General features: G+C 37.2%; 23 protein-coding genes and 1 pseudogene. 19 read left to right on the top strand and 5 right to left on the bottom strand.

From position 1 onward, the window contains the following. Positions 1–7: 7 nt before the first annotated feature. The 3 genes from FAR12_RS07100 to FAR12_RS07090 form a co-directional block, all read right to left on the bottom strand. Positions 8–457 (bottom strand): hypothetical protein, encoded by a 450-nt coding sequence (locus FAR12_RS07100; RefSeq protein ID WP_126407767.1) that lies wholly within the window; start codon positions 455–457, stop codon positions 8–10. Positions 458–756: 299 nt separating this feature from the next. Beyond that, complete coding sequence (locus FAR12_RS07095; RefSeq protein WP_126407765.1) at positions 757–1125, bottom strand: hypothetical protein; 369 nt, start codon at positions 1123–1125, stop codon at positions 757–759. Further along, positions 1122–1601 carry a hypothetical protein gene (locus FAR12_RS07090; RefSeq protein ID WP_126407763.1) on the bottom strand — a complete coding sequence of 160 codons (480 nt, stop codon included), beginning with the start codon at positions 1599–1601 and terminating at the stop codon, positions 1122–1124. The genes FAR12_RS07095 and FAR12_RS07090 overlap by 4 nt, the downstream gene beginning before the upstream one ends. Positions 1602–1783: 182 nt before the next feature. Between FAR12_RS07090 and FAR12_RS07085 the strand changes: the two genes are divergently transcribed. The 14 genes and pseudogenes from FAR12_RS07085 to FAR12_RS07020 all read left to right on the top strand — a co-directional run bounded on the left by FAR12_RS07085 (position 1784) and on the right by FAR12_RS07020 (position 15082). Next, positions 1784–2755, top strand: a complete 972-nt coding sequence (locus FAR12_RS07085; RefSeq protein WP_126407761.1) for a macro domain-containing protein — start codon at positions 1784–1786, stop codon at positions 2753–2755. A gap of 84 nt (positions 2756–2839) precedes the next feature. Beyond that, entirely contained in the window at positions 2840–3487 is a 648-nt protein-coding gene (locus FAR12_RS07080) for a vWA domain-containing protein (RefSeq protein WP_126407759.1), read from the top strand. Between the two features lie 107 nt (positions 3488–3594). Then, positions 3595–4224, top strand: coding sequence for a zinc dependent phospholipase C family protein (locus FAR12_RS07075; RefSeq protein WP_126407757.1), 630 nt, complete (start codon positions 3595–3597; stop codon positions 4222–4224). Between the two features lie 196 nt (positions 4225–4420). After that, positions 4421–4654: a DUF3953 domain-containing protein gene (locus tag FAR12_RS07070; RefSeq protein WP_126407755.1), complete on the top strand. Its 234-nt coding sequence runs from the start codon at positions 4421–4423 to the stop codon at positions 4652–4654. A gap of 210 nt (positions 4655–4864) precedes the next feature. Further along, positions 4865–7461 (top strand): annotated as a pseudogene (gene ppsA / locus FAR12_RS07065) (phosphoenolpyruvate synthase). 214 nt (positions 7462–7675) lie between these two features. Further along, positions 7676–8548 (top strand): aminoglycoside phosphotransferase family protein, encoded by an 873-nt coding sequence (locus FAR12_RS07060; RefSeq protein WP_126407753.1) that lies wholly within the window; start codon positions 7676–7678, stop codon positions 8546–8548. Between the two features lie 186 nt (positions 8549–8734). Next, positions 8735–9331 carry a class I SAM-dependent methyltransferase gene (locus FAR12_RS07055; protein WP_126407749.1) on the top strand — a complete coding sequence of 199 codons (597 nt, stop codon included), beginning with the start codon at positions 8735–8737 and terminating at the stop codon, positions 9329–9331. A gap of 306 nt (positions 9332–9637) precedes the next feature. Continuing rightward, positions 9638–10459: an STAS domain-containing protein gene (locus tag FAR12_RS07050; protein ID WP_126407746.1), complete on the top strand. Its 822-nt coding sequence runs from the start codon at positions 9638–9640 to the stop codon at positions 10457–10459. Positions 10460–10531: 72 nt separating this feature from the next. Next, positions 10532–11095 carry a class I SAM-dependent methyltransferase gene (locus FAR12_RS07045; RefSeq protein WP_126407744.1) on the top strand — a complete coding sequence of 188 codons (564 nt, stop codon included), beginning with the start codon at positions 10532–10534 and terminating at the stop codon, positions 11093–11095. Positions 11096–11374: 279 nt separating this feature from the next. Beyond that, positions 11375–11710, top strand: a complete 336-nt coding sequence (locus FAR12_RS07040) for an ArsR/SmtB family transcription factor (protein ID WP_126407741.1) — start codon at positions 11375–11377, stop codon at positions 11708–11710. 31 nt (positions 11711–11741) lie between these two features. Then, entirely contained in the window at positions 11742–12740 is a 999-nt protein-coding gene (locus tag FAR12_RS07035; protein ID WP_126407739.1) for an NADP-dependent oxidoreductase, read from the top strand. 60 nt (positions 12741–12800) lie between these two features. Beyond that, the gene (locus FAR12_RS07030; protein WP_126407737.1) at positions 12801–13883 is read left to right on the top strand and encodes a P1 family peptidase; all 1083 of its coding nucleotides are present in this window, start codon (positions 12801–12803) and stop codon (positions 13881–13883) included. A gap of 286 nt (positions 13884–14169) precedes the next feature. Beyond that, complete coding sequence (locus tag FAR12_RS07025; RefSeq protein ID WP_170972127.1) at positions 14170–14613, top strand: DUF2243 domain-containing protein; 444 nt, start codon at positions 14170–14172, stop codon at positions 14611–14613. Between the two features lie 13 nt (positions 14614–14626). Continuing rightward, positions 14627–15082: a hypothetical protein gene (locus FAR12_RS07020; protein WP_126407733.1), complete on the top strand. Its 456-nt coding sequence runs from the start codon at positions 14627–14629 to the stop codon at positions 15080–15082. A gap of 96 nt (positions 15083–15178) precedes the next feature. On the opposite strand, the gene ahpF is transcribed toward FAR12_RS07020, so the two are convergent. Next, the gene (gene ahpF / locus FAR12_RS07015) at positions 15179–16708 is read right to left on the bottom strand and encodes an alkyl hydroperoxide reductase subunit F (protein WP_126407731.1); all 1530 of its coding nucleotides are present in this window, start codon (positions 16706–16708) and stop codon (positions 15179–15181) included. A gap of 12 nt (positions 16709–16720) precedes the next feature. Continuing rightward, positions 16721–17284: an alkyl hydroperoxide reductase subunit C gene (ahpC, locus tag FAR12_RS07010; protein WP_126407729.1), complete on the bottom strand. Its 564-nt coding sequence runs from the start codon at positions 17282–17284 to the stop codon at positions 16721–16723. A gap of 505 nt (positions 17285–17789) precedes the next feature. Here ahpC and mqo point away from each other — a divergent pair. From mqo to FAR12_RS06990, 5 genes are all read left to right on the top strand, one after another. After that, positions 17790–19307, top strand: coding sequence for a malate dehydrogenase (quinone) (gene mqo / locus FAR12_RS07005; RefSeq protein ID WP_126407727.1), 1518 nt, complete (start codon positions 17790–17792; stop codon positions 19305–19307). 155 nt (positions 19308–19462) lie between these two features. Beyond that, on the top strand, positions 19463–19636 hold the full coding sequence (locus FAR12_RS23355; protein ID WP_170972126.1) for a hypothetical protein: 174 nt from the start codon (positions 19463–19465) through the stop codon (positions 19634–19636). Positions 19637–19888: 252 nt separating this feature from the next. Next, positions 19889–20545, top strand: a complete 657-nt coding sequence (gene queC, locus FAR12_RS07000) for a 7-cyano-7-deazaguanine synthase QueC (RefSeq protein ID WP_126407725.1) — start codon at positions 19889–19891, stop codon at positions 20543–20545. Between the two features lie 169 nt (positions 20546–20714). Beyond that, positions 20715–21404 carry a YwaF family protein gene (locus FAR12_RS06995; RefSeq protein ID WP_246010320.1) on the top strand — a complete coding sequence of 230 codons (690 nt, stop codon included), beginning with the start codon at positions 20715–20717 and terminating at the stop codon, positions 21402–21404. A gap of 133 nt (positions 21405–21537) precedes the next feature. Further along, positions 21538–22026, top strand: a complete 489-nt coding sequence (locus FAR12_RS06990; RefSeq protein ID WP_246010319.1) for an SRPBCC domain-containing protein — start codon at positions 21538–21540, stop codon at positions 22024–22026. Positions 22027–22149 lie beyond the last annotated feature (123 nt).

Raw genomic sequence — 22149 nt, 5'->3', positions numbered from 1 at the left:
GGTCAGGCTAATATAGGTCAAATATAGCTTCAGCAGGCATGACACTTTTGATAAATGAGATATCTCCTTCAGTTGCATTAGGGACATATAATTCGGTGCTCCAGTGACCTGAATGAAACACAGAAGCTATATTCAAATACAAATTAAGCGTAAACCATTTGAACTCTCCAAAACGATTCAGGTGTTCCTTCAAGAGATAATCCGTAAGAACAGAATCGTTTTCTCCTCTGAAAATCGTTAAGTTCTCCTCATATTTTTTTTCCTCAAATAGAACTTCAACATCTTTTATAGTCTCTATTTCATCATTCCAACAATGAATTTCAATTGTATCTGCCTTTGGTAAAAAATATTGAATTAGTGCAGTCCAATAATCATAATTTCCACATATCGGAAGTCGAATGGCTGAATCAACAGTCGTATAGGTTGGGAGCGAACAAATGAGTTGAAACTGATTCATATTCCTATTTTCCTTTCTTGAAAACGAATTGTATCTATTATAAACTCCTAGAAAACTTATGAGACAAAAAAATTTCTAAACAGATCTGTCCTTTTTGTTCCTTAACCCATATATATATAGATTGCCATCAGTATCTACTAGAATATGTGATTGTAAAAGGGAAGCAGGTTGTATTTTTTCGCAAAATGAAGAAGGAGAACGATAGGTTTCCAGCAGTGGTTTGTCATTTGAGAAGGCATAGTCTGAAATAGGTACAGACCAAAATAAAACACAGGTGAAAGTAAACTGTTCAGAAAATACTATTTATCTAAAGCAGTTAAACGCGTAACGATTGATCTTGCTTGATAGACAGCAAGTTGAGACCAAGGTGAAAGATTTTCATGTATAATTTCTTGATAGTCAGCTTGCTTTCTCATATTCTTAAGAGATTTTCCTATGTTTGCAATGATTTTTTCCTTAGGACCTAACTTTGACAATGCATTCCAAATTTCTTCATGAGAATTACCGTTAAATTTTTTCGGTAGGTTACCGGTAGATTTAAGATATTTTCTCGTAAGGATAAATGCCCCATAATAAGCACGACTTACTGCAGAGCGTTTATAAGCTTCTTCATTCCTTTTAACCCATTCTTCCGCTTGATAGATATACTCATTAAAATCAAATATCATAATGAAAAATCAAGATTTACAATAAATCTTTCACTCAAAGTAATTTCATCGTATATTGAGTTTAGAGATTCAATATCTTTGTCAAGGTCAGATAGGGATTGAATAAGAAAATACAGGACATCTTCACCATTTTCCGGATCAGGACGAAGCTCTAATTTAAGTCTGCTATTCGGGAATTCTTGTTTTACTAGTTCATGGGCTTTTTTTATCTGGTCGGCAATAAGAATATTGTCCAGGACACATAAAAAGGTACTAATTGCCTCTTTATTCTGAAGCTCTAAACCATCCAGAGTAAATACTTGGGTATGTTTTTTTAACAAATCTATTACCACTTTGAAAATTAATTCTTCGGACGGAAAAGTAATAGAACCATCAGATTCGACTATCCTTTGAATTAAATGATTAACTTTCGGATCAAAATTTTTGCTAGCTTCTTCAGCAATTTTTTCAATCTGTTCTGGTAACAAATGAATCATCTCCTCACCCCCTATTTTACCATATTTACGATGAAGAATGGTTAATTATACCAACTCAATATATTGTATTTTATTAGTTTAACTAGTTTAAAGAAAACTTAAACTTTATGTATGAGATTCAATTCAGTGTTCTATCATTCGTTTTTCGTTTATCATAAAAGAAAAACGACAGGAGCATCCTTATGCCACTCGAAATTGTCCGGAATGATATAACGAAAATGCAGGTAGATGCAATCGTGAACGCAGCGAATACCCAATTGAAAATGGGCGGTGGTGTTTGTGGAGCAATTTTTCAAGCAGCAGGAAGAGAGAAACTTCAAAAAGCCTGTGATGCAATTGGTCATTGTCCAGTAGGAGATGCAGTAATCACAGAAGGATTTAAGCTTCCGGCGAAATACATCATTCATACTTCCGGTCCCGTTTGGAACGGAGGAACTCAACACGAAGCCGATCTACTTAAGGCTTCCTACATCAATTCACTAGAGCTTGCAAAAAAGAATGAATGTGAATCAGTCGCATTTCCACTCATCTCAACTGGGATATACGGTTATCCGAAGGAAGATGCCTTGCAAATTGCTGTTTCAACCATTAGCCAGTTCCTTATGAGTTCGGATATGAAGGTCTATCTCGTTGTTTTTGATAAAAAATCGTTTGGCCTTAGTAAACAGCTTTTTGCTTCCATCAATGAATATATCGATGAAAACTATGTGGAAGAATTAGAAATTCACTTCCATCGCCTTCGGGAAGAACAGATAGTCTTTAATGAAGCTCCATCTGAAAGTAAGTACAGCTTAGTAGACATCATGGAAGATTTAGAGGAAACTTTTTCCCAACGGTTACTTCGATTGATTGATGAAAAGAACATGACGGATGTCGAGACATATAAACGCGCGAACATTGATCGTAGGCTCTTTTCTAAAATTAGATCTGATGACGATTATATGCCCAAAAAGAAGACAGTTATTGCATTTGCGATTGCCCTAGAACTGGACGTTAGCGAAACCAATGATTTACTGTCTACAGCGGGCTACACACTTTCACGTAGTAGCAAATTTGACGTAATCATCGAATATTTTATTAAAGAGCGAAGCTACAACATCCATCAAATTAACGAAGCCTTATTCTCCTTTGACCAACCGTTGTTAGGCGCATAAAAAAATGTCGCTTTCAAAGCGACCAATCCAAATCTTCATCTTGCTATCCTTAGTTCATAAACATACGAATGGAGGACATTAGAGATGAAGAAAGATTTAACAGAATTAGTATTTATTTTAGACAAGAGTGGTTCGATGGCGGGCCTTGAGGGCGATACCATAGGTGGTTATAATTCCATGCTAAAAAAACAGCAAGGAGCTGAAGGGGAAGCTGTTGTAACCACGGTTATCTTCAACCACGATTATGAATTATTGCATGACCGTATCAACATCAAAGGCATTTCTCCAATAGCGGAAGAAGACTATGAGGTATCAGGTACAACAGCGTTGTTCGATGCTATTGGATTTTCGATTCAAAAAATCGCCAACGTCCAGAAGAAAACGAAAGAGGAAGAACGTGCTGAAAAAGTACTTTTTGTCATCACCACTGATGGTATGGAGAATTCCAGTAAGGAATACAATGCAACGAAAATCAAAAAGATGATTGAGCACCATAAAGAGAAGGATGGCTGGCAGTTTATTTTTCTCGGAGCGAATATTGATGCTGTAACAACCGCGGCTCATTTCGGTATTAGTGAAGATTATGCAGTTGATTATCATGCCGATGAAAAAGGAACTCAGCTAAACTATGAAGTTCTGAATGAAGCCGTTACGAATTTTCGTAAAGAGAGTAAGATTGATCGCAACTGGAAGAAGGGAATTGAGGAAGATTTCCATAGTCGGTCCAAATAAAGTTATAAAGAGCACAAATCAGTAAGTTGATTTGCGCTCTTTTCATTTACAAAGTTCTGCATGAAATAGAAAATTCTGTTAAAATATTGAAAGAGGGGGTTGGGATTTTGGGTTCAAGAATCATGCATTTAATTATCGGAAAGAAAATAGCAGATGCTTTATCAATAGAAGATAAGACATCATTTTTACTCGGAAGCATAGCTCCTGATGCTGTCTTTTCATTTGAAGAGAAAAATGCATCTCATTTTTTTATAGGTGAAGTAGAGGATTATACAAGAAGTGTTGATTATAATGTTTTTTTACATAAATATGATTCGGATGAAGAACATCCTTATCTTTTAGGCTACTATACTCATTTAATAGCCGATGATATTTGGCTAAGAGGGTTTAATCTTTCTTGGTTAAGAAACAGAATGGATGCTGACGAAGGCTTATATAAGCTATATCATCAAGATTTTCGATTACTCAATGGAAAATTATTAGAGTACTATGGGTTTTCAGATGAATTTAGAAATATACTAAGTAACTTTTCGAAAGTGTTAGATTTAGAAGAGGTTAAGTCCAAGGATGTTGAAAATTTCACTCGGTTCGCATTAGAGGATTTGGAGTATGATAAGGAAGCTTTAGATGAACCACTTCATGTCTTTACCTTTGATCAGATCGTCGGGTATATAGAGACTTCCATAGATTTAGGTGTACTGAAAACAAAAAGATTGATCAGTGAGGGAAAAAGATGAAATTTATATTTAGTTTTCTTCTACTTTTGATACCAGGTAGCATTTTATTAGGTACAACAGTTGATAACTCCATACTAGCGAATATAATCGTCAAGATTCTTGCTGCATTATTGATATTGGGTTTTGTGAAAATTAACGCTAAAAAGAATCCTAGTATGTAAGAGTCTATTAAATTATCGTAAAGTAGGGGGTTCATATGTTCAAACCTTTGAAAATCATTTTTGGTGTCATTACTTTGTCTTTAGCAAGTTATGGATTGATTACGAAGAATTTTGAGTTTCAACCAGTTATGACTTTTTTTATGGGGTTATTTATATTGATAATAGGGATAGAAGAATTCAAAAAAGGACGAAGAGGATTTGGTATTTTATCTATAGCCGTTTGTCTGTTTGCTATTTTCGTTTCATTTCAAGGGTTTCTATTGAACTAAGAGCATTAATCCAATATGGGTTAGTGCTTTTTTGTTGGGAAATCTGGACAGAATAGACATCATAATGAGGGGTGAAAAACGTCAAGATGAATCTTATAAGTACACTTCCTACTTTAATTATAGCACATGAGAAATACGCATTATAGACTGTTTATTCACATTTACTGCTGTTAGAATCAATAGAGCATAAAGGGATAGGAGCGATGTGGAATGGGTTCTTTGGTTATTGGATTTGAAGAAATGGATAAAACGCAGCTTGGGCTCGTTGGCGGAAAAGGTTTAAATCTAGGTGAATTGTCAAAAATCGAAGGAATACACGTACCTGAAGGATTTTGTGTAACAACAGTCGGTTTTCAAAAAGCAATCGAACAAAACGAAATGTATCATGCTTTATTAAATCAACTCGAATCTTTAAAAACGGAAGACAGAGAACAGATTGGCGAAATAAGCAGTAAGATACGTCAAATCCTAATGGAAGTCACCATTCCTGTGGATGTGGAAAAAGAAGTAACTTACTATCTTACTCAGTTTGGCGAGGAACATGCTTATGCCGTCCGGTCTAGTGCAACGGCTGAAGACTTACCTCATGCTTCTTTTGCGGGCCAACAAGACACTTATTTAAATATTCTTGGCGTTGACGCGATCCTACACCATCTAAAAAAATGTTGGGCTTCTCTTTTTACAGAGCGTGCCGTCATTTACCGTATACAGAACGCGTTTAACCACAGTCAAGTTTACCTATCTGTTATTGTTCAAAAAATGGTTTTCCCACAAGCATCCGGAATTTTATTTACGGCTGATCCGATTACCTCTAACCGAAAAGTACTTTCAATCGATGCTAGTTTTGGACTTGGAGAAGCGTTGGTCTCAGGCTTAGTTTCTGCCGATAATTACAAAGTCAAGGAAGATACCATTGTCGATAAGATGATCGCGACGAAAAAATTGGCTATCTATGGACGAAAAGAAGGCGGTACAGAGACTCGGGCACTAGATTCCGAACAGCAACAGTCACAAACACTGTCCGCCGAACAAATTTTACAATTAGCGCGATTAGGAAGACAGATTGAGGCCTATTTTGGTAGTCCGCAGGATATCGAATGGTGTCTAGTAGACAATACATTTTACATTGTCCAGAGTCGTCCGATCACTACTCTTTTTCCGATTCCTGAAGCGAACGACGAGGAAAATCATGTCTATGTATCAGTTGGACATCAACAAATGATGACCGATCCGATAAAACCATTGGGACTGGCTTTTCACCTATTAATCACTCCTGCACCTATGCGTAAAGCGGGTGGATGGTTGTTTGTGGATGTTACACCGATGTTGGCTTCACCTATCACTAGAAATATATTAGTAAATAATATGGGACAACACGATCCTCTTATGAAGGATGCCCTCATGGCCATCATCGAACGAGATTTTATAGAAACGAAACCAGTTGCTCAAAAAGCACCGAGTGCTAACATTAATAACACAGATGTGCGACACAAATCGAAAACAATCCAACAATCGTTTCTGATTTGATTAAGAAAAGCCAAACTTCGATAGAAGAGCTAAAACAAAACATTCAATCAAAATCAGGAACCGATTTATTTGATATTATCCTTGAAGATATTCAGGAATTAAGAAAGATTCTATTTGATCCACAAAGTACAGCTGTATTTATGACTGCTATAAATGCTACACATTGGATCAATGAAAAAATGAATGAGTGGTTAGGTGAAACAAATGCAGCAGATATTCTTTCACAATCTGTACCGAACAATATTACGTCGGAAATGGGTCTAGCATTAATGGATGTAGCAGATGTGATTCGTCCTTATCAACAAGTCATTGAGTATTTACAAAATGTAAAAGATGAAAACTTTTTGGAGAAAATAGTTAAGCTTCATGGCGGACAGGAGGCTCATGACGCAATAATTGCTTTTCTTAATAAATATGGAATGCGTTGCAGCGGAGAGATCGATATTACGAAAACTCGTTGGAGCGAAAAACCAATTACGCTTGTCCCGATGATTCTTAGTAATATTAAAAACTTTGAGCATGGTGCCGGTAAGTTGAAATTTGAACAAGGCAAACAGGAGGCGTTGAAAAAAGAACAGGAATTATTAGATCGATTGAAACAATTGCCGGATGGTGAAGAAAAGGCAAATGAGACAAAACGCATGATCGATCGTATCAGGAATTTCATCGGGTATCGTGAATATCCAAAGTACGGCTACATTAATCGCTACTTTGTTTATAAGCAGGCATTGCTGAAAGAAGCTGAACGACTGGTACATGCGGGTGTTTTACTTGAAAAAGAAGATATCTACTATCTTACTTTCGAAGAACTTCGTGATGTTGTACAAACAAATGAGTTGGATTACGCGATTATCACCAAACGAAAAGACGATTACAAAGGATATGAAAAACTGACTCCGCCACGTGTACTAACTTCTGAAGGTGAAAGGCTCTTCGGTAAGTATGAACGAGAAAATCTTCCAGCTGAAGCATTAGCAGGACTAGCCGTTTCTACCGGTGTAATCGAAGGACGTGCTCGTGTTATTTTAAATATGGAAGATGCTAATTTTGAAGATGGAGATATTTTAGTAACTGCCTTCACGGACCCAAGTTGGACACCATTATTTGTTTCCGTAAAAGGTCTTGTCACTGAAGTCGGTGGGCTAATGACCCACGGTGCGGTTATCGCACGGGAATATGGTCTGCCAGCTGTTGTCGGAGTAGAAAATGCAACCAAATTGATACAAGATGGGCAGCGAATCCGTGTTAATGGAACAGAAGGATATATCGAAATATTATAAGGTTAATTACTAGCGCGGATTTCGATTGGATTTTTGATAAGCATACTAGGTAACAAAATGAGGCGTTGATCACTATAGTGTTCAACGCCTTTTTGGTATGGAAAAAACGAAACAGGTTAATGGAAAAGTATGATAAAATAAAACAGAAAATTTAAAAAATTTATCAGAAGCTTTAAATCTAATTCCAAACTGTCCTAAGGGGGTAATCAAAGACATGGTAAATATCAACGTTGATTTAGTTCAAAGTTTAATGAAAGAACAATTTCCAGAATGGTCCAATTTAGAAATAAAGCCAGTTGAAAATGGCGGTCACGACAACAGAACTTTTCATTTAGGGGAATATATGAGTGTAAGATTGCCAAGTGGTGATGGGTATGTCTCTCAAGTTGAAAAAGAACATAGATGGCTACCAGTGTTATCCAAGCATCTTTCGCTACCCATTTCTAAACCACTTGCCAAAGGTAAACCTAATAAGGATTATCCATACCCTTGGTCCATTTACAAATGGCTAGAGGGTGAGACAGTGACTCATGAAAATATAGTTGATATAAATCAATTTGCAAGAGAATTAGGAGAATTTTTAGTAGAGTTACAGTCTATCGATGCGAGTGAAGGTCCTTTTGGGGGTATCCATAATTATTATCGAGGGTGTCCATTAACCGAATTTAAATTCAATGAATGGGCTTTATCTTCTCTTGATACTCTAGGGAATTTAGTAGACCGGGAAAAGTGTCTTAAAATTTGGGATAGAGCATTATCAACTAAGTGGATGAATGAACCTGTCTGGATACACGGGGATGTTGCTCCTGGCAATCTTCTTGTAACGAATGGTAGATTATCAGCAGTCATTGACTTTGGAGTTATGGCAGTAGGGGACCCAGCGGCAGATCTTGCCATGGCTTGGACATTTTTTGAGGATAAAAGTAGAGATATTTTTTTGAACACAATTGGATTAGATAAAGATACAGAAGACAGAGCAAGGGGATGGGCTCTATGGAAAGCACTTACTACCTGCGTATGGGAGCCCAAGGAGTCAGAAGCTGTTAAAAAAGCTAAGAAAGTTATAGAAATACTGGTTAATGAATAATTTGGGAATTTTAGAGTGAAAAAAATCGTTTGAAGGCAATAGATATCATCATATAGTAGAGATGTCATTTACGTTCCTATTTGAGATAGGGACGTTTTTCTTATGTAAGTTGAGGAAAGTATGCCTTAAAATGTTAACTTTGTTATAATGTTCAAAATGACATTAATTAAAAACAGGAAGTGAATTATGGAGAACAATGTTTTTGAAGAGTTGGCAAAAAGATATGATACAGCAGAAAGAATGGAAATAGCGAAAGTAATCGTTCAGGAAGTAAGACCAGAATTAGAAAATAGTAAATCAAAATCTTTAATCGACTATGGCAGTGGTACTGGTTTAGTGAGCTTAGAGTTATCAGATTTACTAGAATCCATTCTATTGGTGGATTCATCTGAACAAATGTTGAAAGTTGCTGAAGCTAAAATTTCACAAAGAGGACTTACTAACGTAAAAGTGCTCCATTCAGATTTTTCACAAGAAACGCCTGAACTTAAGGCAGATATCGTTTTGATGTCGCTAGTCCTTCTTCATATTCCCGAAACTACAAAAATTCTACAGGAATTGTTCAATATTTTAAATGATGGTGGCAAGCTCATTATTATTGATTTTGACAAAAATGATAAAGTCAGTCATCCGAAAGTACATAACGGTTTTTTACATGAAGAACTAAAGGATAGATTATCCGAGGTTGGATTCAAATCAACGGATATAAAGACATTCCATTACGGAAATCGTATCTTTATGAACCAAGATGCGTCCATGTTCATTTGTAATAGTATAAAATAAACTCATTTTAATTAGGTGTTTCAATGCTCCAATTGAGGGATAGTTTAGCTGTAGATAGGGTCAACGCTATTGTTGAAAAGAACAACATGCCTTCCGTAAGAATTCTTGAAAACTCGCGAATGGAATTTATAAGTGAATATGAAGAAGAGGATACGAATAATATAGTGAGATTATACACTTTAGATGAAATGGCTTAATATCTATTAATTATAAATTGGATAGTTTTGTTAAAAGAACTGCGATTTTTTTACGCAGCAATATTATAATAATACATATATAGAAAATTCTAGGGTTAAGGAGGAAACGATGACAAACAAAACTGAGTTCAGTAAATCCTTAATACATAATGCAGAAAACATCGCTAGACAACTACTTGATTACAGCCTGAATGCATTGCCTTTCGAGGTTCCTCAAGCAGTCATAGACAGAAACCTGAAGTACCAGACGGAGTTTGTATCTTTCCTTGGAAAAGCCATGGAGATTGAGACAGAAGAAATGGTTTCGAAAGAATTTAGCGAATGGCATAAGATATATGTTGAAGAAGCGACCTTTATGCTCGATAAAGTGTCAAGTTTGGTCGCGCCGTATCCAGCGTTCAGACTCTTTTTCCAAAAGAAGCTCATGGAGATAATGGAAGAGATGAACCTTTCAATAAAGGAATGTTTCTTTATAATTGGACGATTTAATTATGTACTAGATATTAGCTTAGCAGATTCCATTATTGCCTATGACCGCTATAATAGCGACAAACACAATCGGATTAAAAAAGAATTACTTGAACTTGCTTCACCTGTGGTTCCATTACGAAACGGAGTAGCCGTTCTTCCTTTAATCGGCTCTATCGACCTTGACCGCACAGAACATTTACTTGAATATACGGTACCAAAAATCGGAGGTATGGATGTTACTACCCTTATTTTGGACTGTTCTGGGATCTATACAGTGGACACAGAAGTCACCACCTTCGTATTTCGTATGAATGAAGTGTTAAAACTATTAGGAATCCAAATGATTTTAACTGGACTTAGACCTGAGTTGGCTCAAAAAATGGTTCAGATTGGAACCGATTTTTCTTCCTTAATCACATTTTCAAGTGTTAAAACAGCACTGGATGCATGGATGTCATAAGCAGCCTTCTATTATATAGGAGGCTTTTTACGTTATGGGTTATTAAAAATATTCGAGGGAGCGCTGTCTTTTATGAAAGAATTTATAAATGATGAAATCAAGTTGGTTATCGGCGCAGGCGAATATGTGAATAATCCTGGATGGATACATACTCAGGAAGACGAATTAAACCTATTAGAAGAAAATACGTGGCAGAAGAGGTTTAATAAACATTCGATTACAGCTATTTTGGCAGAACACGTATGGGAGCACCTTACATATGAAGAAGGTTTAAAGGCAGCAAAAATCTGTTACGAATTTCTAAAACCTTCAGGCTATATTCGTTGTGCCGTACCAGATGGTTATTTTCCTGATGAAGATTACCAAAAGATCATTAAGGTAGGTGGACCGGGACCTATTGAGCATCCAGCTTCTAGTCATAAAATAGTTTATAATTATAAGTTGTTGACGCAATTGTTTGAAACGGCTGGATTTGAGGTTAAGTTGTTAGAGTATTGTAATGAAGATGGGATATTTTATCAAAACGAATGGGATGGAGTAGATGGAGTCATTTTTCGTTCCAAAAAGTATGATCCTCGAAATCAAGGAGAAAAACTAGTGTTTCCATCATTGATAGTCGATGCTGTAAAACCATAATTTCATCCATGAAAATACCCATTTTACAGTAATCTTTTATTTGTCAAAGCAATCAGAAAATAAACAGATCTGAATACTCAGCGATGCTTAAAGGAGCGTCGCTTTTTATATTTTGGGTAGTATTTCTAAAAAATTGAGAGATGTAATCATTTCTAATAACTGATTGGTCTCGATTTTCTTTCTCAATATTGCGGCGTATACAATCATCGTATATTCTAGTATTCAGCCCTTTGGTTCATCAACTTAAACGAATCAACTAATTGCGGGAGGTTATGGATTATGAATAAACAGGAACACTTAAATATGATCAAAGAAGATTTTTTAAATGCTCAAAAAGTACTTTTGGCGATTGGTGATGAAACCCGTCAATCAATCTTGTTAGTTTTAATGGGAACAGATTGTCAAACAGGATTACGAGTTGGTGAAATCACTGAACAAACACATCTTTCCAGACCGGCTGTATCACATCATCTTAAAATATTGCGAGAAGCAGGGGTTATATTGATGCGTAAAGAAGGAACGAAAAACTTTTACTATATAAATGTTCGTACAAAGTTTGAGCTGTTAAAGACTCTTGTGTTAGATATTGAAAAATTTATGAAGGACTTTTATTGAAAAAATAGAATTAAATTCGGAGGAATAAGGAATGAAAGCAATGATTATAGAGCGCTACGGGAAATTCCCAATGCGTATGACAGAAATCCCAACACCTAAAATTGATGAATATGAGGTACTTGCAGAAATTCATGCAGCAAGTATAAACCCGATTGATTTTAAAATACGCGATGGCAAAGTGAAAATGCTTCTTAATTATAAAATGCCTCTGATCCTTGGAAATGATTTTTCTGGAGTGATTGTTAAGGTAGGTTCAAAAGTGACTCGTTTCAAAGTTGGTGATGAAATATATGGCCGTCCACGTAAGAATAAGATCGGTACTTTTTCAGAAAACATCGCCATTCATGAAGATGACATTGCTTTGAAACCGAACAATTTAAGCTTTGAGGAAGCGGCATCTATCCCTTTGGTGGGATTAACTTCCTATCAAACATTTCATGACATCATTCGATTAAAAAAAGGTCAAAAAATTTTCATTCAAGCAGGAGCCGGTGGTGTTGGTACCTTCGCAATTCAACTGGCAAAATTAATGGGGGCAACCGTAGCAACAACAACAAGTGAAGCTGGGACAAAATTAGTAGAATCTCTTGGAGCAGATGAAATTATTAATTATAAAGTTGAAAACTTTGAAGATAAATTGAGAAATTATGATGCAGTATTTGATACACTCGGGGGAAAGAACCTAGAAAGATCTTTCGAGGTTTTAAGAGATGGTGGAAAAATAGTTTCTGTATCTGGTCTGCCCAATGCTCGTTTTGCTAAAGAATATGGTTCAGGATTTTTAAAACAGATGTTGTTTTCTCTAGCAAGTAGTAAACTTACTGCACTTGAAAAAAAGCACAATGTTCAATATTCATTTTTGTTCATGAAACCAAGTGGAGAGCAATTAAGTACGATAGCAAACTTTATAGAGGCCGGTAAAATTAAGCCCGTAATAGATAGAGTTTTTCTTTTTGAAGATGCTCAAAAAGCGATGGAATATGCGGAAACAGGTAGGGCAAAAGGGAAAATAATCGTTAAAATTAAATAGGTAGTTTTAAAACTAACCGATACAAGTTTAAGAGCAAACATATCTGAGAGGTGATTTCCAATGTCTAGAAAGAAAATAAGAGAATTAGGCTTAAATGTCGGACAACTACCAACTGGTGCGAACAATTGCATAACTGATGTAAAAGGAGTCCGTGTCGGTCATGTCACTCTTCATTATCCACTTACTGAAGATAAAAACGAATGGGCTTGTACAGGTGTAACAGCCATTCTCCCACATGGAGGGAATATCTTTCGAGAGAAGGTAGTTGCAACAAGTTATGTCTTTAATGGCTTTGGAAAAACGACAGGGCTCGTTCAAGTGAACGAATTAGGACAATTGGAGTCACCAATCATGTTGACGAATACTTTTGGAGTACCAGCTGTAACACAAGGTACGCTAGAGTACTTGCTAGAACAAAGTCCTGAAATAGGCGAAACAACTGGTACCGTAAATATCGTCGTAGGAGAATGTAATGATAGTTATTTAAATTCGATTCGCTTGATGCCGGTCAAGCCTGAGCATGCGAAAGAGGCAATTCAGAAAGCTTCAACTGAGAAAGCTGAGGAAGGGGCAGTAGGTGCAGGTACTGGAATGGTTTGTTTCGGTTATAAAGGTGGAATTGGTTGTTCTTCAAGAATCGTACAAATTGATGGAGCGGAGGAAAGCTACACAGTTGGTTGTCTAGTATTAAGTAATTTTGGTAAAACAGAGGAATTGGAAACTTATAATCGTTTTATTCAAACGAAAACGGCGGAACCCGAAATTACGGATTCGCAAACAGATGGTTCCATCATAATCGTTCTCGCTACGGATGCTCCACTCAATGAACGGCAGCTACAAAGAATGGCCAAAAGATGTGGGATTGGTTTAGGGAGAACGGGTAGTCACATGAGTCACGGCAGTGGAGATATTGTCATTGCTTTTTCAACAGCCCAGACGATTCTACATTTCTCAGAAGATCACAAGGAGTCATTCATTCAGTTAAGAGAAGACAACCCTGTCATGAATTTTCTTTTTACTGCTGCAGCTGAGGCAACGGAAGAGGCAATCCTAAACTCTTTAAGTTGTGCAAATACTACAACCGGGAGAAAAGGGAGAGTAGTGAAAGAACTACCTTATCAACAATTGAAATCATGGAACTAGTGTACTGCCTGAAAAGAACCAAATTAATACAAAATTAATGTATAGCCCTTATACAATCGGAAGCCCAATTCACACATATACGGTAGGCTGGATATATTTTGGATAACTCTTTCACCCATAACATTTCAATTCTTTTGAAGGGCTCCTCATTGAGGTGCCTTTATTTGTTTTCTTATGTAATGTTAAACAAGTAGAAAACAACTATTGTGTAAATAGTTAGTATAATTCATACGTTATTTGGGAACTAATTGAGATACTATGAAATCCTTGTAGAGGGTGTATTTGCTTGAAAAAAGAAAACAAAAATCTATTTACCTCTGGATTGATTCTTGGATTAGGTTTACTCGGAGCGATCGATGGGATCTTATTTCATCAGTTATTGCAATGGCACCATATGATTCTCAGCCCTAATATAAAACTAGAGATTTTTACCGATGGGTTATTTACGAGTTTATTTTCTGCGCTACTAATTTGGGGCGGAGTGAAGATCTTTCAGGATTCTAGGCACAATAAGTTAGGAAGTAGTTGGAAGATTTTTTTAGGAGGTATATTTGTAGGTGGTGGAACGTTCAATTTAGTAGAAGGAATTATTAACCATCACATATTACAAGTGCATCGTGTAAAACCCTTAGCAGAAAACCCCTTAGTATATGACTTAGCATTTTTAGTAATTGGTTTCTTTCTATTTATTATCGGTATTCTGATCAAACGACTTGAAACGAATGCGTAGGGGGGACTAATAAATGGAAAAGCTCAGAAGTTTTTTGATTTTTTTCTTCCCATTTTTACTCTTCTTTTTTTATTTTACATATCAAAGTGGAGAACAACACTTTTCTGCCAATTCATCACATACTGATCATGGCTTTGTAGAAATACCTGAAGGATATGATGTTCCTTCCGTAAAAATATTTGTTACTCAAGATCAATCTGATACTTGGCTATTAGAAGTTCAAACAGAGAGATTTAAATTTAACCCTAAAATGGTAGGGGCTAATCTTCCAAGTTATAATGAAGGACATGCTCATTTATATATAAATGGTGAGAAAGTTAATCGAATATATGGAAGATATTATAATTTAGGAACTCTGAAGCTAGGAAAAAACGAAATTAAAGTGACATTAAATTCAAATAATCATGGAATCTTAACTCATAACGGAAAATTGATTGAAAATAGTACGGTTGTAGATGTTTCTTATTAAAAAGGCGAAACGTAAAAATAAGTGCCTGAACTGAATATTTCACCCTAACACAAAACGCATGGATATGATTGATCCATGCGTTTTAGTGTAGAAAAATTAGTTTCGAATCAAGTAATCAAATGCACCCAATGCTGCAGTTGCACCTGAACCCATCGAAATAATGATTTGTTTATAAGCACTATCCGTACAGTCACCCGCTGCAAAGACACCAGGGATGCTAGTAGAGCCGTGTTTATCAACAATGATTTCACCCATACGAGTCTTTTCGATTGTATCGCCTAACCAGTCCGTGTTTGGCACAAGACCGATTTGAACGAACACACCTTCAAGCTCCACATGATGAACTTCACCAGTTGCACGATCCTGATAAGAAATACCATTAACTTTATCAGTTCCCGTGATCTCAGTTGTCGCCGCGTTCATGATCACGGTTACGTTTGGAAGACTGAATAGACGCTCTTGTAAAACAGAGTCTGCCTTTAACTCAGGAGCAAATTCGATTACTGTGACATGTTTCACAATCCCAGCCAAATCGATAGCTGCTTCAATTCCAGAGTTTCCGCCACCGATAACAGCAACGCGTTTGCCTTCGAATAGAGGACCATCACAATGAGGGCAGTAAGCTACACCTTTGTTCTTGAACTCAGCTTCACCAGGAACGCCAACATTACGCCAGCGAGCACCAGTAGAAAGGATAACCGTTTTACTCTTAAGAACAGCACCATTTTCAAGCTCAACCTCAACAAGATCTTTCTTCTCTAGGCTCTTCGCACGTTGTAGATTCATGACATCAATATCATACTCTTTCACATGCTCTTCAAGACTAGCAGCAAGCTTAGGACCTTCAGTGTGTTTTACACTGATGAAGTTCTCGATGCCAAGTGTATCCATGATTTGACCGCCAAAACGTTCAGCGACAATCCCAGTACGGATACCTTTACGAGCTGCATAAACAGCCGCACTAGCACCAGCAGGACCTCCACCAATTACAAGCACATCAAATGGATCCTTTTCAGCAAACTCAGAAGCATCCGGACCTGTACCTAGTTTTGCTAAGATCTCTTCAAGAGACATACGACCGCTACCGAAAGATTCTCCGTTTAGGAAAACAGTTGGTACAGCCATGATTTCTTTGCTATCGACTTCTTCTTTAAAAGCAGCCCCATCAATCATCGTATGGCGGATGTTCGGGTTTAAAACGCTCATCACGTTAAGCGCCTGAACAACATCCGGACAGTTATGACAGCTCAAGCTAATATAAGATTCGAAGTGATAGTCACCTTTAACCTTTTTCACTTGATCAATCACTTTTTGATCCACTTTAGGTGTACGACCACTTACTTGAAGAAGGGCAAGCACAAGGGAAGTGAATTCGTGACCAAGAGGAACACCAGCAAAAACAACGCCAGTATCTTCACCGATACGGTTCACACTAAAGCTAGGTGTTCTTTCTAAAGTTGTCTTCTCTACTTTAATGTGAGAAGACATCGTTGCTAATTCATCTACTAATTCAAGCATTTCACGAGAGACTTGATCTTCTCCTGCGCTCACCTTAAGTAAGATGTCACCCTCCATCATCTGAAGATATTGGGCTAACTGTGCTTTAATATCTGCATCTAATAACATCGAACCTACTCCTTAAATCTTTCCTACAAGATCAAGGCTTGGCTTAAGAGTTGCAGCACCTTCTTGCCATTTAGCAGGGCAAACTTCACCTGGATTGTTACGAACATATTGTGCAGCTTTGATTTTGTTTACTAATGTGCTAGCGTCACGGCCAATTCCATCAGCATTGATTTCCATTGCTTGAACGATACCGTCTGGATCGATGATGAAAGTACCGCGTTGTGCAAGACCTTCTTCTTCATCAAGAACGTCGAATCCACGAGTGATCTTTTGAGAAGGGTCACCAATCATTATGTATTCAATTTTACCGATTGCATCTGAATGATCATGCCAAGCTTTGTGAGTAAAATGAGTATCTGTAGAAACAGAATATACTTCTACTCCAAGATCCTTTAGTGTTGCATATTGGTTTTGTAAATCTTCAAGCTCAGTAGGGCATACGAAAGTGAAGTCTGCTGGATAGAAGCAAACAACGCTCCATTTTCCTTTGAAATTTTCATCCGAAACAGTGATGAATTCACCATTTTGGTAAGCATTTGCTGTGAATGATACTACTTCTTTTCCGATTAATGACATTTTTAAGTTCCTCCTAGATAGTTTTTATATCATTATCGACAGAAATTTTGATAACCAATCATTCATGTTTTATTATGATTAGCTGGTTATAATAATTCTAATCGAATAGACATTATCACGTGAATAATATTCCTTTGTCAAGAGCCTTCCTTGCGTTAATTGAATGGGCTTTTAAGTTGAAGTCATAAGTGGCAAGGATTCTTATCATATAAGGCAATTTAAAGACTTTTTTCGGAAGAAATAAGACATCGCTTTCATTATTATTGTAAAAAATCATTTAGTTCATTCTCATTGATAAACAAATCCCTTTTAACGAGATAGAAAGTAATTGAACTATTATAATAGTAAATAAATATTTTAATCTAGAAAAAATTCTGATAAACTATAGAAGATAGTAATAGACACAGACCAGATGTACAGCTAGTTTTCGGACTAGCTTGTAACGGCGCATAAAGGGGAGCGCTTACATCGATCTGCTAATTCTAGATGTATAGGGATGGTAGAAATGATCAACGGAGAAACGAAGACAGACGTTATCTTAATTGGTGCCGGAATCATGAGTGCAACATTGGGAACGATGCTCAAAGAACTAGCACCGAACTTGAACATTACTGTATTTGAGAAACTCGCAAGTCCAGGAGAAGAAAGCTCCAACGAATGGAACAATGCAGGGACTGGTCATGCCGCACTTTGTGAACTAAATTACACAGTCGAAAAACCAGATGGCACCATTGATATTTCAAAAGCAATCAATATCAATGAACAATTCCAGGAATCGATGCAATTCTGGTCTTATCTTGTGAAAAGTAAGCTAATACATAATCCAGAAGACTTTATCCGACAATTGCCTCATATGAGCTTTGTCCAAGGGGAAGATAATGTCACTTTTTTAAAAAATCGCTTTAAAGCACTGTCAAACAATCCACTTTTCGAAGGCATGGAATTTTCCGACGATCCGGACAAGCTGTTAGAATGGATTCCACTCATCATGCACGATCGTGAATCTGGCGAGCCAATTGCCGCAACGAAAATCGATTCTGGAACCGACGTGAACTTTGGCGCTTTAACACGTATGCTATTTGACTACTTAGAAAGTCAAAATGTAGAACTTAACTATCACTATTGTGTGAAGAATATTAGCCGCACTGCCGAAGGTTTGTGGGAGTTGAAGGTGAAGAACGAAGAAACGGGCATAAGCGAGCGCCATACAGCCAAGTTTGTCTTCATCGGCGGAGGCGGAGGAAGCCTTCATTTACTCCAAAAAACTGGGATACCAGAAGGGGAGCATATTGGTGGCTTTCCTGTAAGTGGACTATTTATGGTATGTAACAATCCAGACGTCGTCGCCCAGCATCACGCAAAAGTGTACGGGAAAGCAAAGGTCGGAGCACCGCCAATGTCAGTACCACATTTAGACACTCGTTTTATAAATAATCAAAAATCATTGCTATTCGGTCCATTTGCAGGCTTCACACCGAAGTTCCTAAAAACAGGCTCGAATTTAGACTTGGTTACTTCCGTCAAACCGGATAATCTTTTAACGATGCTTGCAGCAGGCGTAAAAGAGATACCATTGACAAAGTACTTAATACAGCAGGTCCTATTATCCAAGGAACAGCGGATGGAAGAACTTCGCGAGTTTATTCCAAATGCCAAATCTGAGGACTGGGATTTAATCGTAGCTGGCCAACGAGTTCAGGTAATTAAGGATACTCCTGCTGGAAAAGGCACACTCCAATTCGGAACAGAAGTCATTACAGCAGATGACGGTTCAATTGCAGCACTACTTGGTGCATCGCCTGGTGCATCTACGGCCGTTCACGTCATGCTCGAAGTTATTCGCAAATGCTTCCCAGATCAAATGAACAGCTGGCAAGCAAAAATCAAAGAAATGATTCCTTCTTATGGGGAATCATTAATGAAGAACCCTGATCTACTGCGTGAAGTTCACACTTCAACAGCAGCGACACTAGGATTAGGAAACAAAGAAACAATGGATGAACGTGTATTACAGGAAGCATAATCGTCTTTTGGCGGTTGTGCTTTTTTCTATATAGGTTATTTTAATGAAATCTTTGTATGTGGTATTATATAGGAAACTAAAGAGTTCTACTAAAATAAGAACACGAACTGACATGGATTCTTGATTAAAATCCAAATTTTCGGAGGCGATTCTGCATGAACAGATCTCGTCAATTAAAAGGAAAGCATTCAAACAAAATTGGAGAAGCGGTTAATGGTGGTCGTGCTATTGTTCCAACTAAAAACGGAAAAGAAGAATCTGGGGTAGTCGTTTATAAAAGAAAAGCGGATTACAAAGATGACCCTTATAAAAAGAGAGCACGAGCTTAAGGAGAGGATATATTCTTCTCCTTTTTCTATGAAGCTTGATAACTCTTGTACAAAGAAGAATTCTTCACAATTCAATATTAAAACCTATTCTTATACCTCAATATCCATTTTTATGCTATCATCATCTTATGCGAATAAAAACCCGTCATTTCCGACGGTAGAGGTTCTAGCACCCCTCTTTAAAAAAACTAAGAGGAAGCAGTACTTCGATCTTGGGGTACTGCTTTTTCTTTTGGAAAAGGAGATTTTCTTATGTTAAAAGATGAAAAAGCGATTGTCGTATTTAGTGGAGGGCAAGACAGCACAACCTGTCTGTTTTGGGCACTGAAGACGTTTAAAGAAGTAGAGGCTGTGACGTTCAATTACAATCAACGACACAAACTAGAAATTGAATGTGCCAAAGAAATTGCCAACGATTTAAATGTTAGATATCACCTATTAGATATGAATTTATTGAATCAATTAGCTCCAAATGCTTTAACACGTGCCGATATCGAGATCAAAGAAGGGGAAGACGGGGAATTGCCTTCTACGTTTGTCCCAGGGAGAAACCTAATTTTCTTATCCTTTGCAGCTATATTGGCAAGTCAAGTTGGTGCTAAGCACATCATCACAGGCGTATGTGAAACCGATTTTAGTGGATACCCAGACTGTCGTGATGCCTTTGTCAAATCACTAAATGTTTCAATCAATCTATCGATGGATAAAGAGTTTGTGATTCATACACCATTAATGTGGTTGGACAAGGCTGAAACGTGGGGACTTGCCGACGACCTGAATGCATTGGAATATGTGCGAGAAAAAACTCTGACATGCTATAACGGAATTATTGGTGATGGATGTGGAGAGTGCCCTTCTTGTAAACTACGAAAGAATGGCCTAGACAATTATCTCTTAAAGCGAATTTAGAGGCATAAGAGAGGGATATAAGAGTTACTTCGTTATAAACCGTCTAAGATACATCTTAGGCGGTTATTTTTTTGCTTAAGCTTTTCTTAAATCGACAGTCGGCGAATAAAATGATAAGAATAGTATCCCATTTGATCTCAGAGGTGATGGCATGTTTTTCTCTTCGGAAATGCAGAATTTCACAACTTTTTCTTTACCGCATATCGTTACGTTCTTGCTGTTCCTTGTCCTATGTTTCGGATTCATCTTTTTTAGTAACAAACTAAAATCATATCAATCACTCATCAAATGGACATTATTTACTATCTTAATAGTATGTGAGCTCACCTTGCATACATGGTTAATCGTTACGGGGTCATGGGAAATGGATGATTTGCCACTTCACCTCTGTTCTTTCAGTACATATTTAGCACTTTTCCTATTCTTTAAAAAAAATCAAAAGGCATTTAACCTGCTATATTTTATTGGTACGATCCCAGCGATGCTAAGCATGCTTACTCCTGACCTGGAGCAGCAATTTCCTCATTTTCATTTCTTTGAATATTTTCTCCATCACTCGGCTATACCTTTATCAGTGCTGTACTTTATCCTCATCGAAAACTACAGAGTTCCGAAAAGAGCCATAATGACAAGCTTTCTAATTTTGAATATGATCGCCGTCCCGATTTTTATCTTAAATCAACTACTCGACACCAATTTCTTCTACTTAGCAAGACCAACAGAACAGGAAACATTACTATCATTCTTTGGAAGCGGGATTTGGTATTATATCAATCTTGAAATCATTGGCATATTGGTGTTTGTCATCACCTATTGGCCGATGGGAAGGTTAATGAGGAGGGAAGGGAAAAAGGCATGACCTCCAGTGTGGCAATTTTGCGAGCCACGGCATTCCTTGACCAGAAAATTGCATTTAGAAAATTATCGTAAATAAATTGGTAAAAAGAGAGAAATTAAAGAGTATGAAGTCTAAAATTATTGGAGGAATGACCATGGCAACACAAATCAAAACTACTCATACTTTCAATGCACCACGTAAGCTTGTATTTCAAGCACTTACTGAACCAGAGCACCTCAAGAACTGGTGGCTTCCAAAAGGATGGACAATGGAGGTTTCTAGAGGAGATTTCCGTCCGGGCGGTGTTCTTCACTACAGCCAAACCTCTCCTGATGGCGACGTAATGTGGATTAAATTTGTGTACAGTGAAATGAATACACCAGAGAAAATTGTTTACTCCAGTTTTTTTTCTGATGAAGAAGCTAATAGGGTACGTGCACCTTTTGCTCCAAATTGGCCGATGGAAATCCTGAATACCATTACGCTTACTGAAGATGAAGGAAAAACAACTCTAACTATGACTGTCGTTCCCTTTACACCTACAATGGAAGAGATCAAAGCTTTTGATGATTCAAAAGAGTGGGCTGGGCAAGGGTACAGCAACACCTTTGTTCAATTAGGGGAATACCTTTCAAATATGTAAGCCTGTAAAATAACATCATCTCTGGTATTTTTACACTGTTTATTTTCTTACGATAAAGACTTGTTGCTTTTTTTTCAAAAAAATCTATGGCCGAAATTTACTGATGAAGACTCCTCACCTAAA

The sequence above is a fragment of the Bacillus yapensis genome (assembly GCF_005280205.1).
Taxonomy (GTDB): domain Bacteria; phylum Bacillota; class Bacilli; order Bacillales; family Cytobacillaceae; genus Robertmurraya; species Robertmurraya yapensis.
The sequence above is the reverse complement of the archived record's forward strand: the minus strand, read 5'-3'. Positions and strand labels throughout refer to the sequence as shown.